This window comes from Neorhizobium sp. PAMB6630 (assembly GCF_058242775.1).
Genome location: NZ_CM177836.1, coordinates 1,698,228 through 1,713,877, shown reverse-complemented (window position 1 = coordinate 1,713,877; position 15,650 = coordinate 1,698,228). Strand labels below are relative to the sequence as shown.

Genomic DNA, 15,650 nt, shown 5'->3' with positions numbered 1-15,650 from the left:
AGCCGTCCATGCTCGACGACACCGATGACGGACCGCAAGAACGCTCCGAGCTTGGTCCGTTGATCGAAAAGGGCATGGTGCAACCGTGGTGGAAACTGCGCTTCGACGAGCCGCTGGAAACCGTCTACCAGAGGCATATCGCGCGGCAGAAATGGCGCCAGACCAATATTGGCGGCGGGCTCTGCCTGTTGATCTTCAACAGCGGCACTATACTCGATTACATCATCCTGCCGGATAACCTCTGGATTTCGCTGTTCCTGCGCATCTGTGTCGGCACCCTCCCATGTGCGCTGCTGTTCTGGTGTACGCGTTACGTCCGGAGCCACCGGGTGCGTGATGGCATGGTGGCCACCGGCCTGCTGATCATCGCCGCCGTCATCCATGTACTGCTGACGCTTCGCGGCGCGACGCCAGGTCGGCAGGCGTTCAGCATGGGGCTGCTCGTTGTCGTTATGAACATCGTCATCCAGTTGCCTTTGATGTTTGCCCTTGCCTGCAATTTCGGGGTCTTCCTGCTGAATGCCGTCTTTCTGCTGACGGCGACCGTCCCGCTCGGCGGCGACCGTCATCTGGCCTTCCTGTTCGTGACGATTGCGAGCGTCATTACGCTCCTGGCGAATTCCCGACTGGATACGGCCTTGCGCCAGCTCTATCTGGTGCTTCTCAGGGAGCGTCTCAGCAATGTGCAGGTGCGCCGTGAAAACCGGGCTCTCAACGCATTTTCCTACACAGATACGTTGACCGGTATCGCCAACAGGCGTCGCCTCGATGAGGCAATGCACAATGCCTGGCAGACCGCGTACGAGACGGAGACGCCGCTTGCGCTTCTGATCGTCGATATCGATCATTTCAAGCGTTACAATGACCGGTTCGGCCATCCGGCGGGCGACGGCTGCCTGAAGCGGGTCGCGCAGGCCGTGGCGAGCGCCACCCGCACCGGCATGGATCTGGCTGCCCGTATGGGGGGCGAGGAGTTTGCCGTGCTGCTGGTCGATTGCGACAGCGCCGGCGCCGTCATTATTGCCGAACGCATACACCGGACATTGGCGATGGATCTTTCAGGGCCGGAGGTGATTCTTGCGCTGGAACCGGTGACGGTCAGCATCGGCGTTGCCGCCCGCATTCCCGCCAACGGCAGCTCCATCGAGGCCTTTATCCAGGCGGCCGACGATGCGCTTTATCAGGCCAAGAAGAACGGCCGCAACCAGACCTATGGGGATACCGTGGCGGCCTGAACGTTTCGCTTAACGGTTCAGCCGGCGGCACAGGCGGCGCAGAGGCCGCGCAATTCGATCGTGGTCTTTTCCGCCTTGAAACCCTTTTGGCGCGCCCAATCACCCAGCCGCTCATCGATGGCGTGATCGTGGAACTCGCTCACCTGGCCGCAGCTTTCGCAGATGGCAAAGGCCACTGTCCCATGGTTGTGGCAGCAGGATTGTTCCTTGTGGGAGCAGGCAACAAACGAGTTCAGGCTTTCCAGCCGGTGAACCAGACCCATTTCCAACAGCTTGTCGAGGGCCCGGTACACCTGCAGCGGCGCCCGAAAGCCGTTGTCGCGCAGCTTGTCGAGAATGGTATAGGCGCTCATCGGGCCATCGGCGCGGGTCAGAGCATCGAAAACCAGGGTCTGGTTCTTGGTAAGGTTCAGCGCAGTATTCATCGGCGATCTCCCGTCATGGGCGTGGATGAGGCCATGCCTTTGCCAAGCACCGGCAACAGGCTGAGGATGAAAAGGACAAGGGCTGCGACCACGATCGAGGGGCCCGATGGCGTATCGCCATAAAGCGAGCCGAACAGGCCGCCGATCACCGCAATGGCACCCAGCACAGAGGAAATGACCGCCATCGCTTCAGGGCTTGCGGAAAAGCGCCGCGCGGTGGCCGCCGGTATGATCAGAAGCGCGGTGATCAGCATGATGCCGACAATCTTCATGGCAATGGCAATGACCAGCGCCATCAGCAGCATGAACAGCAGGCGCGCCCGCTCCGGCCTCAAACCTTCGGCTTCGGCCAGATCATGGCTGACCGTGGAAGCAATCAGCGGCCGCCACAGGAAAACGAGGCAGGCGAGCACGAAGGCGCCGCCGAGCCAGATCAACAGGATATCCGACGTGGTGACCGCAAGGATATCGCCAAACAGGAAGGCGATGAGATCGATGCGCACCGAACTCATGAAGGCCACCAGCACAAGACCGATGGCGAGCGTCGAATGCGAGAGGATGCCGAGCAGCGAATCCGCCGACAGGCCCTGCCGACGCTGGAGAAGCAGCAGCAGAAGCGAGACACCCACCGCAACCGCAAACACGCTGAGCAGCAGGTTCACCTCGAAAAACAGCGACAGCGCCACGCCGAGCAGCGCCGAATGGGCCATCGTATCGCCGAAATAAGCCATGCGCCGCCACACCACGAGGCAGCCGAGCGGACCGGTTGTCAACGCAAGGCCAACACCGGCCAGAAGCGCACGCACGAAAAAATCGTCAAGCATGGCGATGCGGCTCCCCTTGATGGTGCCCGTGCCCGTGCGCGTGATGTCCGTGATCATGCGCATGCGAGTGGCCGTCATCGTGCGAATGGGCATCGTGCGAATGGGCATCGTGATGATGACCGTCGCCGGGGTGGCAATGATCGGTGATGCTGCCATCACCATGCTGCACGCGGCCATCCGGAAGATGGGTGTGGTCATGGTTGTGGTTATAGACGGCAAGCCCGCGGCCGAGATTGCCGAAGAGGCGCCGGTAATCGTCGCTCTGGCTGACAACGGCAGGCGTTCCCCGGCAGCAGACATGGCCGTTGAGGCACACCACGGTATCGGTGCCGGCCATCACCATATGCAGATCATGCGAGATCATCAAAATACCGCAGCCGGTCTTTTGCCGGATGGTGCCGATCAGTTCGTAAAGCGCCGTCTCGCCGGCGAAATCAACACCCTGCACCGGCTCATCGAGCACCAAAAGATCCGGATCGCGGGCAATGGCGCGCGCCAGCAGCGCACGCTGGAATTCGCCGCCGGAGAGATGCTGCACTTCCGCCTTCAACAGGTGGGGTATTCCGACCGCCTCCAGCGATGCCATGATCTTGTCGGCCTTCAGCTTGCCCGTCAGCTGCATCAGCCGCTCGACATTGAGCGGCATCGTCCAGTCGATCGACAATTTTTGCGGAACGTAGCCAACGGAAAGGCCGGGCGAGCGCGCAACCGCGCCTTCATCGGGTTTCAGCACGCCGATCGCCAGTTTTGCCGTCGTCGATTTGCCCGCCCCATTCGGGCCGATCAGGGTGACGATCTCGCCGCGGGCAATCGTCAGATCGACACCGCGCACGAGCCAACGCCCCTGCCGGTTAATGCCGCCATTGGCAATCGAAACAAGCTGCCCCTCGCGGGCTTCCGGTTGCATCAACATCAAATTTCCTGCGGTGGTGTTGCCCTCTGCTATTACACACGTTATAGCGTAACACAATCGATGTAATAACATAACAGTCCGCATTCAAGGAGTGACCCATGAAGCCCCTATCCGCAGCCCTGATGGCCTCTGCCGCCCTGTTTATCGCCGCAGATGCCATGGCCGCGCCTGATGTGGTGGTGTCGATCAAGCCGATCCATTCGCTCGTCGCCGCCGTGATGGAAGGGGTCGCGGAACCGAAGCTTATCGTGGAAGGCGCCGCCTCGCCGCACACCTATACGATGAAGCCCTCCAACGCCCGCGCCATCCAGAATGCCGACGTGGTGTTCTGGATCGGACCCAATATGGAAGCCTTTCTCGACAAGCCGCTGGATGCCTTGAGTAAATCGGCAACGGTGGTCGCGCTCGGCAATGCGCCGGGCCTTGAAAAGCTGCCCTTCCGCGAAGGCGGCGCCTTCGAAGCGCATGACGATGGCGACGAGCATGAGGGGCATGATCATGGCGCAGAAGGCGCCGAAAAGCATGAGGACCACGCAGCCGAGGGCCACGACCATGCCGGCGAGGAGCATCACGATCACGCCGCCGGCGAGGCGCATGCCGACCATGACACAACTGAGGCGCATGCCGATCACGACGCAAAGGAAGCGCATGCCGACCATGGCCATGAGCATTCTCACGAGGGCTTCGACACCCATCTGTGGCTCGACCCCATGAATGCCAAGGCGATGGCAAAGGAGATCGAGGCAAAGCTGATCGCCGCCGACCCAGCAAACATTGCCGTCTACAACAAGAATACGCTTGCGCTGATGAAGAAGCTCGACGCCCTCGATGCCGAGCTGAAGGCAACCGTCGAGCCGGTGAAAAACAAGCCCTTCGTGGTGTTCCACGACGCCTACCAGTATTTCGAACACCGCTACGACATTCGCGTTGCCGGCTCGATCACCGTCAGCCCGGAAACCGCGCCGGGCGCCGAACGTTTGAGCGAGATCCACCGTAAGCTCGTCGATCTCGGGGCAACCTGCGTGTTTGCCGAACCGCAGTTCACGCCGAAACTGATCAACGTGGTCACCGAAGGCACCAAGGCTCGCGCCGGCGTTCTCGATCCGGAAGGCGCCTCGCTGACGCAAGGCCCCAACCTCTATTTCGAGCTGATGCGCAACCTTGGAAACTCGCTCACCGACTGCCTGTCCCGCGACAGCTGAGCCGGAACCGCCAAGACTGGACAAAGGCGGACATCCGCCTTTTTTCAGCAAATGTGATGTTATGTTATAACAATTGGAGCATTCAGATGGATCATCTTTCGATGGACAAGCGACTGCCGGTGACGGTGCTTTCGGGCTTTCTGGGGGCGGGAAAGACCACGCTGCTCAACCACATCCTCGCCAACCGCGATGGCCTGAGGGTGGCCGTTATCGTCAACGACATGAGCGAGGTCAATATCGATGCGGCGCTGGTGCGCGATGGCGGCGCGGACCTTTCGCGCACGCAGGAACAGCTGGTGGAAATGACCAATGGCTGCATCTGTTGCACCCTGCGCGACGACCTTTTGAAGGAAGTGCGCCAGCTCGCCGAGCAAAACCGCTTCGATTACCTGCTGATTGAATCGACCGGCATTGCCGAGCCGCTACCGGTCGCTGCTACCTTCGAGTTTCGCGATGAGAACGGCTGCAGCCTGTCGGACGTTGCGCGGCTCGACACGATGGTGACGGTGGTGGATGCCGCCAACCTGCTGAAGGACTACGGCTCTGCCGATTTCCTCTCTGACCGCGGCGAAACGGCAGGCGAAGGTGACACCCGCACGCTGGTCGATCTTCTCGTCGAACAGATCGAGTTTGCCGATGTGGTGGTGCTGAACAAGGTGTCAGTCGCCTCTCCCGAAGCACTCTCTGCCGCCCGCGCCATCATTGCCGGCCTCAATCCGGATGCCCGCATCGTGGAGGCGGATTTCGGCCATGTGCCCGCCCGCGCGGTGCTTGGCACCGGTCTCTTCGATTTCGGCAAGGCAGAAACCCATCCCTTGTGGTTTAAGGAATTGCACGGCTTTTCCGATCACGTGCCGGAAACGGAGGAATATGGCATCCGCTCCTTCGTCTACCGCGCCCGCCGGCCCTTCGATCCGGTAAAACTGCACGGCTTCATCAACCGGTCGTGGCCGGGCGTTATTCGCGCCAAGGGGTTTTTCTGGTTGGCCACGCGGCCTTATCATGTCGGAGAGATCTCCCAGGCCGGCGCGCTGATCCGCACGCAAAAACTCGGCCTCTGGTGGGATGCGGTGCCGCGCGAACAGTGGCCTGATGATGCCGGCTTCCGTAACGGGCTTGCCCGTTATCTCGATCCGGTCTGGGGCGACCGAAGGCAGGAAATCGTCTTTATCGGCGCCGATCCGATGGAGGAAAGCTGGATCCGCAACCATCTGGATATCTGCCTTCTGCCCGACAGCGACTTCAAGCCGGACCGCTGGCGCGATCTGCCGGACCCGTTTGCCAGCTGGAACCGCGCCGCCTGAGACGGTGTTTCCCGCGCGTTCTCCGGCACTCACCACTGCCTTGATCGGTTGAGACCGAAACAAACGGTTGGCCATTATTTGACACGAAGGCTTGCCATGACCACATGCCTCCAGCCGCAGCGCTGGAGGCCGGATCGATATGACGTTTGATCCGATTGCTGTTCCTTGCCGTAACGGAAACAGTTGGTCATAGGCTTAATTCATGTTTCATCTTATATTCGGACTGCCCTGGCTGGTCATCGTCGTGCGGTTCATCCAGCCCCTCCCCTGGCATCTGTCCATCAAGATCGCGCTGGCAGCCCTGCTGCTCATCGCGTCGCAATATCACTACTTCAGCAAGCTCTCGTCCGGATCGGTGTTTTCACCGGAATTTCCAAGGCCGTTGGTCATCGCCTTTAATGTGCTGCTCGGCGCGATGCTGCTGCTCGCCGTGTTGCAGATTGCGCTCGATGTCATCTCCCTGCTTTTGGTGCCGTTCAAGGGCCATTTCCCTTCCGCTGACCCAGCGGTTCGTTATGGGATGGGACTTGCAGCCCTTGCGCTCGCGGGTGTCGGCGTCGCGCAAGCCATCCGGGTTCCGCCAGTCAAAAATGTCGAGATCGCGATAACCGGCCTCCCCCCGGAATTCGATGGTTACCGGCTGTTGCAGCTGACCGACCTGCATATCAGCCGCCTGTTTCCGGCGTCCTGGGCGCAGGAACTCGTCACACGCTCGAATGCTCTGAACACCGACCTGATCGTCATCACGGGAGACTTCATCGACGGCAGCCTTGAAAACCGCAGCGCGGATGTGGCACCGCTTGCCGCTCTCAGCGCCCGCGACGGCGTCTATTCGATCCCCGGCAACCACGAATATTTCTTCGAGCCGGAGCGCTGGATGGCACATCTGTCGGGGCTCGGGCTGCACATGCTCGAAAACGCCCATACGGTGATTGCGCGCGGCGACGCCAGGCTGGTGATTGCCGGCCTCAACGATCTCTCGGCCGAACGGCGCGGGCTTGGCGTGCGCGATCTTGCTGCCGCGCTGCAAAATGCTCCCGCAGGAGCGCCGGTCATACTTCTCGATCACCAGCCGATGATGGCGCGAGAAAATGCCAAGGCGGGCGTGGCCCTGCAGCTTTCCGGCCATACCCATGGCGGCATGGTGAAAGGGCTCGACCGTCTGGTGGCCCGCGCCAACAACGGCTTTGTCTCCGGCCTCTATGACGTCGGCGGCATGCAACTCTACGTCAACAACGGTACGGCGCTGTGGCCGGGCTTTGCCCTGCGGCTTGGCATCCCCTCGGAACTGACAGTGATTACGCTGCGACGGAAAGCTTAAGCTTCGCCGCCGATGGATGGATCAGAACGGAAAAAACCCGGCGCATGGCCGGGTTTTTCAATATTGGTGCCGCTCTATATCAGACGCAATCAGCGACTGGTGACGATGCTGGAAATGATGCCACTCGTTGCGCCGATCAGCAGGAACTGGTTGTCCACCCGCACCCACTGGTAACCACGCGGCGGTGCCGACAGGCGGTACTGGCGGTAGTCGCGGATGTTGGCCAGACGGGCGCGTTCGGCGCGTGTCAGCTTGTGGCCCTTGGACCAGCGATGCTTCTGGACGACGACCTTCTTCTTTTCGATGACGACGGTGCGTTCGCTCGGACGATGGCGGTCGTTGCCATGGCCGCGGTAATCCTGCGCCTGGGCAATCGGGGCGGCAAGAATGGTGGCTGCGGTCAGAACGGAAATCAGAATTTTCATCGGGTGTCTCCTCGTTTTCTGTATTAGACAACCGGAAGTTAGCGCCACACCCATGAACGACAGATGAACCGCCACATTACAATTCCGCAATGATTAAAACAACTTGCTGCGAAATTCTGAGATTTATAGTGACGGACGAGTTGTCATTCCCAAACGAAAAAACCCGGCACCAGGGCCGGGTTTTCCCACTAAAACGGCAGACTTCGATCAGCGCGACGGGCCTTCCCGTTCAGCCGACTGAGCCCAGAGGTTGATGTCGGCGTCCTTGGCAAAAACTTCGATTTCCGCCAGTTCTTCGGCCGTGAAATCCGGACGCTCAAGCGCTGCGACGCAGTCCGCCACTTGTTCCGCACGGCTTGCACCGATGAGAGCGGAGGTGACGCGACCGCCGCGCAGAACCCAGGCGATCGCCATCTGCGCCAGCGTCTGGCCACGCTTTTCGGCAATGGCGTTGAGGCCACGCAGGTTGCCGATATTGCGCTCGTTGAGGAAGGCGGGGCGCAGCGACTTGCCCTGGGCCGCACGGCTGTCATCGGGAATACCGCCGAGATATTTTGACGTCAGCATGCCCTGGGCGAGCGGCGAAAAGACGATGGAGCCCATGCCGACCTCATCCAGCGTGTCGAGCAGGCCGTCCTCCTCCACCCAGCGATTGATGATCGAATAGCTCGGCTGGTGGATGATGCAGGGCGTGCCGAGATCCTTGAGGATTGCGGCGGCCTCGCGGGTGCGCTTGGAATTATAGGAGGAGATGCCGACGTAGAGCGCACGGCCCGAACGCACGATATGATCGAGCGCGCCGCAGGTTTCTTCCAGCGGCGTCTCCGGATCGAAACGGTGCGAATAGAAGATGTCGACGTAATCGAGGCCCATGCGCTTCAGGCTCTGGTCGCAGGATGCGATCAGATATTTGCGGCTGCCCCATTCGCCATAAGGGCCCGGCCACATGTTGTAGCCAGCCTTGGAGGAGATGATCATCTCGTCGCGGTAACCGGCAAAATCGGTCTTCAGAATTTCGCCGAAGGCAGTTTCGGCGCTGCCGGGTGGCGGGCCGTAATTGTTGGCAAGATCGAAATGGGTGATGCCAAGATCGAACGCCGTGCGGCAGATGTCGCGCTTGCGCTGATGTTCGGTGTCTTCGCCGAAATTGTGCCAGAAGCCGAGCGAAATCGCCGGGAGTTTGAGTCCCGTGCGGCCGCAGCGGTTGTACTTCATCTTGGAATAACGGTCTTCAGAAGGCTGCCAGGCCATGTTCGGTCTCCTCCGGATTGATGGCAGGTCCGCCCGTGCTCAAGGCTTGGACGGAAAAAGCCGTGCGCGAGGTTTTCGTCGCGCACGGCGGATGTTTTGGCTTCAGAGGCTCAGGCGTTGAGGCCGCTGCCCCAGGGGCCATGCGGCTTGTCGACGCCGTCGACGCGCTCGAAACCATGGGCGCCGAAGAAATCGCGCTGCGCCTGGATAAGGTTTGCCGTGCCGCGGCTGCGACGGTAGCTGTCGAAATAAGACAGAGCCGACGACAGCGCCGGAACCGGAAGGCCCGACATGACAGCGGTCGAGACGACGCGACGCAGCGCGCTGTCGGTTTCCTTCACAAGCGCTGCGAAGGCCGGCGTCACGATGAGGTTGGCGATGTCAGGATCCTTGGTGAAGGCAGAGGTGATCTCATCCAGGAATTCCGAACGGATGATGCAGCCGGCGCGCCAGATCTTTGCGATCGTCGGCATCGGCAGGTTCCAGCCGTATTCCTTGGATGCTGCCGCCATCACCGCAAAGCCCTGAGCATAGGCGCCGATCTTGGCGGCCAGCAGTGCGTTTTCGAGATCGTCGAGGAAGGCCATGCCATCGATGCCGGGCATGGCAACCGTTTGCGGCAGGCCAAGCACCTGTTCCGCAGCTTCGCGCTCGACCTTCTGCGAGGACAGGATACGTCCGGCAACCGCCGCTTCGATCGCAGTTGCGGCAACGCCCAGATTCTGCGCCTCGATGACCGACCACTTGCCGGTGCCCTTCTGGCCGGCGCGATCGAGGATGACGTCGACCATCGGCTTGCCGGAAATCGGGTCGGTGGCAGACAGAACCTTTTCGGTGATCTCGATCAGGTAGGAGTCGAGACGGCCCTTGTTCCAACGGCCAAACACCTGCGAGATTTCCTCGGCCGAAAGCTTCAGGCCGTCGCGCAGGATGCCGTAGATTTCGGCGATCATCTGCATGTCGGCATATTCGATGCCGTTGTGGATGGTTTTTACAAAATGGCCGGCGCCATCATTGCCGAGCCAGGCAACGCAGGGCTCGCCATTGTATTTGGCGGAAATGGAGGTGAGCACGCTTTCGACGCGCTTCCAGCTTTCTTCCGTGCCGCCGACCATGATGGACGGGCCGTGGCGGGCACCTTCTTCACCACCGGATACACCCATGCCGATAAAGGTCAGCGGGCTGTCCTTCAGGCTTTCAAAGCGGCGCATGGTGTCGCGGAAATTGGCATTGCCGGCATCGATCATGATGTCGCCGGAAGACAGATAAGGCTCAAGCAGCGCCATCTGCTGGTCGACGGGATCGCCAGCCTTGATCATGATGATGATCGGGCGCGGCGGGCGGATCGCGGCGACGAACTCTTCCATCGTTTCGCACGGAATGATCTGACTCTGAAGGCTGCCGGCTTCGGCGTAGAATTTGCGGGTTGCCTCAGCGGTGCGGTTGAAAACAGCAATCTTGTTGCCCTTTTCCGCAATGTTCAATGCGAGGTTGGACCCCATGACGCCAAGACCGATAAGGCCGATTTCTGCCTGTTCCACGGATATATCTCCATTGCGATTGGGTGTTTGTTTTGGCACCGCAGGTGACAAACGGCAAGGCCGAGCCGAAGCAAAACGATTAAATTCATTGCGACCTTCGTCCTTCAGCCGCTAAATTGGGCAATGTTCTTGCAGGCATCCCGGCAAGGTTTTCAGCCTGCAAATGTGCAAACGCCGATCACACGACGGAGGATCCACACAATGACGCCAATGGAAGCAAAAGCGGTGCATGTCAGCATCCGCAGGGACTGGCGCGCCGTTTATGCCTTCGCCGCCCGCCCGGAAAATATGGCCCGCTGGGCCTCAGGCCTCGGTGCCGGTCTCACGCGGGACGGTCCGGACTGGCTGGCTGATGGCGGGCCACTGGGACAGGTGCGTGTGACATTTGTCCCGGAAAATGATCTCGGCGTCATCGACCATGTCGTCAACATGCCCTCGGGAATCCGGGTTCACAACGCCTTTCGCATCGTGCCGAACGGCGATGGAGCCGAAGCGATTTTCCTGGTGACCCGCCTGCCCGGCATGTCGCCGGAACAATTTTCGGAAGATGCCCGCCATGTGGCCGCCGATCTGGCGACGCTGAAGCAGATCATGGAAGAGGATAGACTGGAAGACGAGGCCTAAGGCTCAGTCCTTCAGCGTGTGCTTGATGTTCCAGCGGTCGTGATACCAGAGCCATTGCTCGGGATGTTCGCGCACCCAGCTTTCCACCTTGTCGTTCAGCAGCTGGCCGGTGGCCTGCACATCGACCGCGCCCTTTTCATTGCGCGGCACCTCGATCTTCGGCTCGATTTCCAACCGGTAGCGATTGTTCGGCAGTCGGATGCAGCGGGCCGGATAGACCTCGCAATCAAACTGGCGCACGAGCTTGGCCAGGAGCGGATTGGTTTGTACCGGCTGGCCGAAGAAGTTGGTCGAAAGGCCCTTCTGAAATTTCTGGTCAACCAGCACGCCGACGGCCTTTCCGGCCTCCAGCTGGCGGGCCAGCGCAAAGGAGGAACCGGCATGCGAAGGCACCAGCTTTCCCATCCTTGAGGCGCGAAAGGAAAACACCTTTTCGGCAATGTAAGGGTTGTTCGGCGGGCGAAACATCACCGTGACATTGAGGCCAAAGGCATTGCCGGCAACCGGCAGCAGCTCGAAATTGCCGGTATGGGCGGTAAATACCATGAACGGGCGCGGATTGTTGCGCAGGTCGAGAAAGATCGACGTGCCCGAGACTTCGATGCGGCCGGGTGTGTCGCTTTCCGGGTCGAAATCGAACAGCCGGTCGAGAAAGACATATTCGGCCGCAAGCCGACCCATATGGCCCCAGCTGGCGAGCGCAATCTCGTGGCGCTCGCTTTCCGATTTTTCCGGATAGGCATTGGCGAGATTGGTGAGCATCAGCTTGTGACGGCTGGTGCGCGGACCGATGCGGCGCACCAGCCAGTCGGCAAAACGAATGGCCGGATCAGCCGGCAGCAGCTTCAACAGGTTGAGGAAGGAGAAGGCCAGCTGCGCCACCAGCCATTGCTGGAAGTGGCGCGCCTTCAGAACGATCCTCGTCAAAAGCATTTTCAAAGGATCAATCCATCCTCAGGATGATCTTGCCAAAGATCTGGCGGCTTTCCATACGCTCCAGCGCCTTGTGGATATCACCGAAGGTCACTTCCGTATCGATGACCGGATGGACAATACCGCGCGCCATCTTCTGCATGACATTGGCCATGTTTTCCATACGGCAGCCGAAGGAGCCGAGGAGCTTCAGCTGCTGCTGGAACAACATCATCAGGTTGATGTCTGTCGAAACACCCGAGGTGGAGCCGCAGGTGACGAGACGGCCGCCGCGCTTCAGGCAGAACATAGAGGCGGCAAACGTGTCCTTGCCGACATGTTCGAACACCACATCGACGCCCTTTTTCTTCGTCAGCTTGCGCACGACGCCTTCAAACCGGTCCGTGCGGTAATTGATGACGTGATCGGCACCGAGTGCCTTGGCCCGCTCGATCTTGTCATCCGAGCCGACGGTGGTGATGACGGTGCAGCCGATCTTCTTCGCCAGCTGGATGGCGGCCGAGCCGATGCCGGAGCCGCCGGCATGGATCAGAATGGTCTCGCCGGGCTCAAGCTTGGCATTATCGAACAGCATGTGTTCAACTGTGCCGAAGGTCACCGGCGCAAGCGCTGCCGCCACCGCATCGACGCCGGGGGGCGCCGGCACGAGCTGGCGGGCGGGAATGTTGATCTTTTCCTGGGCAAAACCATCGAGATGGAAGCCGTGAACGCCGGCGACGTTTTCGCACACATTGTCGCGACCTTCGCGGCAGGGCTTGCAGAGGCCACAGGTGCGCGCGCCATAGATGGAGACGAGCTGGCCGGGCAGCACGCTCGACACGCCGGGGCCGATGGCTTCCACGACGCCGGAGGCTTCCGCGCCGATGGTGAGCGGCATCTTGCGCTTGGCGAACGCCATGCCGCGCCAGCCCCAGACATCGATGTGGTTCAGCGCCACAGCCTTCACCCGCAAGGTCACCTCGCCCGGTGCCGGAGCGTCCGGCTCGGGAATGTCGGTCGCTTCAAGCCGGCGGTCGTCAATCAGTTGCAAAGCGCGCATGCGTTTTTATCCTTCACCCGGGGGCGTGCAAAATGAGGTCTTCTTCTTGGGCGCCGGAAACGGAGCCGGATCAGAACCGGTGTTTAGGCCGGCTCCACCGTCATGACAAGGCTGGCGTTCTGCCCGCCAAAACCGAACGAGTTGGAGAGCACCGCCGTCACCTGCTGATCGCGCTTCACGTTCGGCACGACATCGAGAACGATGGTCGGGTCCGGATTGGTGTAGTTGATCGTCGGCGGCAGCGTTCCCGTCAGCATCGTCTGGATGGAAAACACCGCTTCGACAGCCCCTGCTGCCGTCAGCGTGTGGCCGATCATTGACTTGTTGGAGGAGGACGGAATGCCATCCTTCAGCCGCTCGCCGAAGACCGACAGCATTGCGCCATATTCCATCTTGTCGTTTTCCGGCGTCGAGGTGCCGTGGGCATTGATGTAACCGATCCGGCTTTCATCGATGCCGGCATCGTCAAGCGCGGCGCGAATGGTGGCAATCGCCGGTCCGCCATCGGGAGACGAGCGGGTGCGGTGGAAATGATCGGCCTTTTCGCCGCAACCCTTCAGGATACCGAGCACCTTGGCGCCACGGGCAACGGCCGCTTCCAGCGATTCCAGCACGAGCGTTGCGGCGCCTTCGGCGATGACAAAACCGTCGCGATCCTTGCTGAAGGGCTTTGACGCCTTTTCCGGTGGATCGTTCTGGGTGGAGAGCGCCGAGAGCAGCGAGAAGCGGATGAGCGCTTCGGCAGACACGGAGCCATCGGTTGCAACCGTCAGCGCACGCTCGGTGCGGCCCTGCCGAATGGCTTCCACACCAAGCTGAATGGCGGTCGCGCCAGAGGCACACGCCGTCGACAACGTTACGGGAAGACCCCGCGTGCCAAAAAGGTCGGAGAGGCGCTCGGAGATCGAGCCGAACTGGGCCGCTTCCAGAAACACCGGATCGGGACGTTCGCGCATGGCGGCAAGGAACCGCTCATAGGCATCGCCTTCCTTTTCGGCCGGCGGCGCGCGGTCGGCAAGCTCGAAACGGGCGCTCCATTCCGGCTCGACCGGCGGGGCAGCCAAAAACAGCGGGCCGGCGAAATCACCCGACAGGCCCGCCTGCGCCAAGGCTTCGCGCGTGGTTTCGCGGGCAAAGGCAAAGGACCGTTCGACGGAATTGGGATGTGGGACCTCGATAAAATCCACGGTGCCGCAGATGCGGGTGGAAAGACCATCGGTCGGGAAGCGGGTGATCTTGTGGATGCCCGACGTGCCAGACGTGAGCGCTGCCCAATTGTCGGCAAGCCCCTGCCCGAGCGACGTGATGACGCCCATGCCGGTGACCGCGACAATCGGCCGGCCAAGATGATCCTTGAAAGCGGTACTGCTCATGATGAAATCCTCAGCCGTTCGTCGACAGGACAGCAAGGCCCTCGCCGCGCAGGTAACCGACGGTGGTGACCACCGCGTGGCTTGCGCCACCGCTCATCGGGCGTTCATGGTCCGTGTCGAAGGCCGGCACGTGTGCATTGGTATCGAGGGCCAGCGCTGCAAGCGCAAGGCCGAGCGGAAACTGCGCTTCCATGGCATGGCCGGTGACCCCGCCATAACCGCGGATCGCAGCACCCGGAAATTCAACCTCCAGCGCTGCCCGCTCGCGGGCTGCCAGATCCACAACGCCGCTCGAGCCGGAAAAAACCACGAGATCGCCGGGTGTCACCTCCGAGGCAAGCGTTGCCATGCGGCCGAGCCGTGTTTCGAGCCCACGGTCATCGCGGCTGCCGCGATCGCCTTCGATGGCATCAACGACCGCATAGATGTGAGCGCCGCGCGATTCGGCGTGGGTGCGCGATTCCATCACGAGGAAAGCGCCGACCGAGCCCATCATCATGCCACCACCGTTTTCGATGGCGCGCGACCAGAGAGGATGCCAGTCCCCCGTCGCATGGGCCCGGATGCCCTCGACCAGAAGAATGATATCGGCGCGTTCGGCCACAAAGGCGCCGCCAACGAGCGAATGCGTCGACTGGCCGGCCTTGATGCGGTGATAGGCGGTCTCGACAGCGGAAATGCCGGCTGCTTCCTCGCCCATAAAAGTGCGCGACGAGCCGGTAACCTTGTGAACGATGGAGATATTGCCGGCCATGAGGTTCGACAGCTGGGCTAGAAACAGCGTCGGGCGCAGTTCCGTCGTCAGTTTCTCGTTGAGCAGCTGTTCGCGGTCGTTGCGCTTCAGCGCCTCGTCAACGATCAGCGAATCGACCTTGATGTCGCGTTCTCCACCGCCAGCCGCCACGATCATGTCCATCGTGCCGCAGGCCTCGACATTGTCCTTCAGGCCCGCATCATCAAGCGCAAGGCCGGCTGCGAAAACGCCGAGGCGCTGCCAGTTTTCCATCTGGCGCTGGTCGCCGCGCTTGGCGATCTGAGCGGACCAGTCGATCTCCGGCATCGGATGCACCGGATAGGGCTTGAAGCGTTCGGTCTCGATGCGCGGGCGCGCCACGTCGGAACCGGTCAGCAGCGCCACATGCGGCGCCTTGCCGACACCCTGACAGGTGACGATCCCGACACCGGTGATGACGACATCCTTGTCTGAACTGCTCATCTTGAAGTCGATCCTTCTTACAGC

At 61.0% G+C, this 15,650-nt stretch carries 15 protein-coding genes; 5 read left to right on the top strand and 10 right to left on the bottom strand.

Annotation, left to right across the window (positions count from 1 at the left end; translation table 11 throughout):
- The first annotated feature begins 8 nt into the window (after positions 1-8).
- Positions 9-1,235 carry a GGDEF domain-containing protein gene (locus tag AC4CWF_RS08095; RefSeq protein ID WP_491284734.1) on the top strand — a complete coding sequence of 409 codons (1,227 nt, stop codon included), beginning with the start codon at positions 9-11 and terminating at the stop codon, positions 1,233-1,235.
- A gap of 17 nt (positions 1,236-1,252) precedes the next feature.
- On the opposite strand, the gene AC4CWF_RS08090 is transcribed toward AC4CWF_RS08095, so the two are convergent.
- From AC4CWF_RS08090 to AC4CWF_RS08080, 3 genes are read right to left on the bottom strand one after another with little or no spacing between them, the layout of a single operon-like run.
- Positions 1,253-1,660, bottom strand: coding sequence for a Fur family transcriptional regulator (locus tag AC4CWF_RS08090; RefSeq protein WP_491284732.1), 408 nt, complete (start codon positions 1,658-1,660; stop codon positions 1,253-1,255).
- Positions 1,657-2,547: an iron chelate uptake ABC transporter family permease subunit gene (locus AC4CWF_RS08085; protein WP_491285289.1), complete on the bottom strand. Its 891-nt coding sequence runs from the start codon at positions 2,545-2,547 to the stop codon at positions 1,657-1,659. The genes AC4CWF_RS08090 and AC4CWF_RS08085 overlap by 4 nt, the downstream gene beginning before the upstream one ends.
- Entirely contained in the window at positions 2,477-3,397 is a 921-nt protein-coding gene (locus AC4CWF_RS08080; RefSeq protein ID WP_491284731.1) for an ATP-binding cassette domain-containing protein, read from the bottom strand. Before AC4CWF_RS08080 ends, AC4CWF_RS08085 begins: the two co-directional genes overlap by 71 nt.
- A gap of 98 nt (positions 3,398-3,495) precedes the next feature.
- On the opposite strand from AC4CWF_RS08080, the gene AC4CWF_RS08075 reads away from it, so the two are divergent.
- The 3 genes from AC4CWF_RS08075 to AC4CWF_RS08065 all read left to right on the top strand — a co-directional run bounded on the left by AC4CWF_RS08075 (position 3,496) and on the right by AC4CWF_RS08065 (position 7,224).
- On the top strand, positions 3,496-4,599 hold the full coding sequence (locus tag AC4CWF_RS08075; protein WP_491284730.1) for a zinc ABC transporter substrate-binding protein: 1,104 nt from the start codon (positions 3,496-3,498) through the stop codon (positions 4,597-4,599).
- Between the two features lie 101 nt (positions 4,600-4,700).
- Positions 4,701-5,903 (top strand): GTP-binding protein, encoded by a 1,203-nt coding sequence (locus tag AC4CWF_RS08070; protein ID WP_491285287.1) that lies wholly within the window; start codon positions 4,701-4,703, stop codon positions 5,901-5,903.
- Between the two features lie 202 nt (positions 5,904-6,105).
- Entirely contained in the window at positions 6,106-7,224 is a 1,119-nt protein-coding gene (locus AC4CWF_RS08065) for a metallophosphoesterase (RefSeq protein WP_491284729.1), read from the top strand.
- A gap of 89 nt (positions 7,225-7,313) precedes the next feature.
- On the opposite strand, the gene AC4CWF_RS08060 is transcribed toward AC4CWF_RS08065, so the two are convergent.
- From AC4CWF_RS08060 to gnd, 3 genes are all read right to left on the bottom strand, one after another.
- A complete protein-coding gene (locus AC4CWF_RS08060; protein WP_491284727.1) occupies positions 7,314-7,649 on the bottom strand; it encodes an RcnB family protein in 336 nt (111 codons plus the stop codon).
- A 207-nt stretch (positions 7,650-7,856) separates the two neighbouring features.
- On the bottom strand, positions 7,857-8,900 hold the full coding sequence (gene mgrA, locus AC4CWF_RS08055; protein WP_491284726.1) for an L-glyceraldehyde 3-phosphate reductase: 1,044 nt from the start codon (positions 8,898-8,900) through the stop codon (positions 7,857-7,859).
- A gap of 110 nt (positions 8,901-9,010) precedes the next feature.
- Positions 9,011-10,441, bottom strand: a complete 1,431-nt coding sequence (gnd, locus tag AC4CWF_RS08050; RefSeq protein WP_491284725.1) for an NADP-dependent phosphogluconate dehydrogenase — start codon at positions 10,439-10,441, stop codon at positions 9,011-9,013.
- Positions 10,442-10,642: 201 nt separating this feature from the next.
- Between gnd and AC4CWF_RS08045 the strand changes: the two genes are divergently transcribed.
- The gene (locus AC4CWF_RS08045; RefSeq protein ID WP_491284723.1) at positions 10,643-11,065 is read left to right on the top strand and encodes an SRPBCC family protein; all 423 of its coding nucleotides are present in this window, start codon (positions 10,643-10,645) and stop codon (positions 11,063-11,065) included.
- 3 nt (positions 11,066-11,068) lie between these two features.
- Here the strand turns inward: AC4CWF_RS08045 and AC4CWF_RS08040 are convergent, their stop codons facing one another.
- The 4 genes from AC4CWF_RS08040 to AC4CWF_RS08025 all read right to left on the bottom strand — a co-directional run bounded on the left by AC4CWF_RS08040 (position 11,069) and on the right by AC4CWF_RS08025 (position 15,626).
- Entirely contained in the window at positions 11,069-12,004 is a 936-nt protein-coding gene (locus tag AC4CWF_RS08040) for a lipid A biosynthesis lauroyl acyltransferase (protein WP_491284720.1), read from the bottom strand.
- 4 nt (positions 12,005-12,008) lie between these two features.
- The gene (locus AC4CWF_RS08035; protein ID WP_491284719.1) at positions 12,009-13,037 is read right to left on the bottom strand and encodes a zinc-binding dehydrogenase; all 1,029 of its coding nucleotides are present in this window, start codon (positions 13,035-13,037) and stop codon (positions 12,009-12,011) included.
- Between the two features lie 83 nt (positions 13,038-13,120).
- Positions 13,121-14,410: a beta-ketoacyl-ACP synthase gene (locus tag AC4CWF_RS08030; RefSeq protein ID WP_491284717.1), complete on the bottom strand. Its 1,290-nt coding sequence runs from the start codon at positions 14,408-14,410 to the stop codon at positions 13,121-13,123.
- Between the two features lie 10 nt (positions 14,411-14,420).
- Positions 14,421-15,626: a beta-ketoacyl-ACP synthase gene (locus tag AC4CWF_RS08025; RefSeq protein ID WP_491284715.1), complete on the bottom strand. Its 1,206-nt coding sequence runs from the start codon at positions 15,624-15,626 to the stop codon at positions 14,421-14,423.
- Positions 15,627-15,650: the final 24 nt, after the last annotated feature.

Coding starts and splice junctions, on each gene's coding strand:
- AC4CWF_RS08095 (WP_491284734.1), top strand. CDS start 9: ATGCTCGACGACACCGATGACGGACCGCAAGAACGCTCCGAGCTTGGT.
- AC4CWF_RS08090 (WP_491284732.1), bottom strand. CDS start 1,660: ATGAATACTGCGCTGAACCTTACCAAGAACCAGACCCTGGTTTTCGAT.
- AC4CWF_RS08085 (WP_491285289.1), bottom strand. CDS start 2,547: ATGCGCATGATCACGGACATCACGCGCACGGGCACGGGCACCATCAAG.
- AC4CWF_RS08080 (WP_491284731.1), bottom strand. CDS start 3,397: ATGTTGATGCAACCGGAAGCCCGCGAGGGGCAGCTTGTTTCGATTGCC.
- AC4CWF_RS08075 (WP_491284730.1), top strand. CDS start 3,496: ATGAAGCCCCTATCCGCAGCCCTGATGGCCTCTGCCGCCCTGTTTATC.
- AC4CWF_RS08070 (WP_491285287.1), top strand. CDS start 4,701: ATGGACAAGCGACTGCCGGTGACGGTGCTTTCGGGCTTTCTGGGGGCG.
- AC4CWF_RS08065 (WP_491284729.1), top strand. CDS start 6,106: ATGTTTCATCTTATATTCGGACTGCCCTGGCTGGTCATCGTCGTGCGG.
- AC4CWF_RS08060 (WP_491284727.1), bottom strand. CDS start 7,649: ATGAAAATTCTGATTTCCGTTCTGACCGCAGCCACCATTCTTGCCGCC.
- mgrA (WP_491284726.1), bottom strand. CDS start 8,900: ATGGCCTGGCAGCCTTCTGAAGACCGTTATTCCAAGATGAAGTACAAC.
- AC4CWF_RS08045 (WP_491284723.1), top strand. CDS start 10,643: ATGACGCCAATGGAAGCAAAAGCGGTGCATGTCAGCATCCGCAGGGAC.
- AC4CWF_RS08035 (WP_491284719.1), bottom strand. CDS start 13,037: ATGCGCGCTTTGCAACTGATTGACGACCGCCGGCTTGAAGCGACCGAC.
- AC4CWF_RS08030 (WP_491284717.1), bottom strand. CDS start 14,410: ATGAGCAGTACCGCTTTCAAGGATCATCTTGGCCGGCCGATTGTCGCG.
- AC4CWF_RS08025 (WP_491284715.1), bottom strand. CDS start 15,626: ATGAGCAGTTCAGACAAGGATGTCGTCATCACCGGTGTCGGGATCGTC.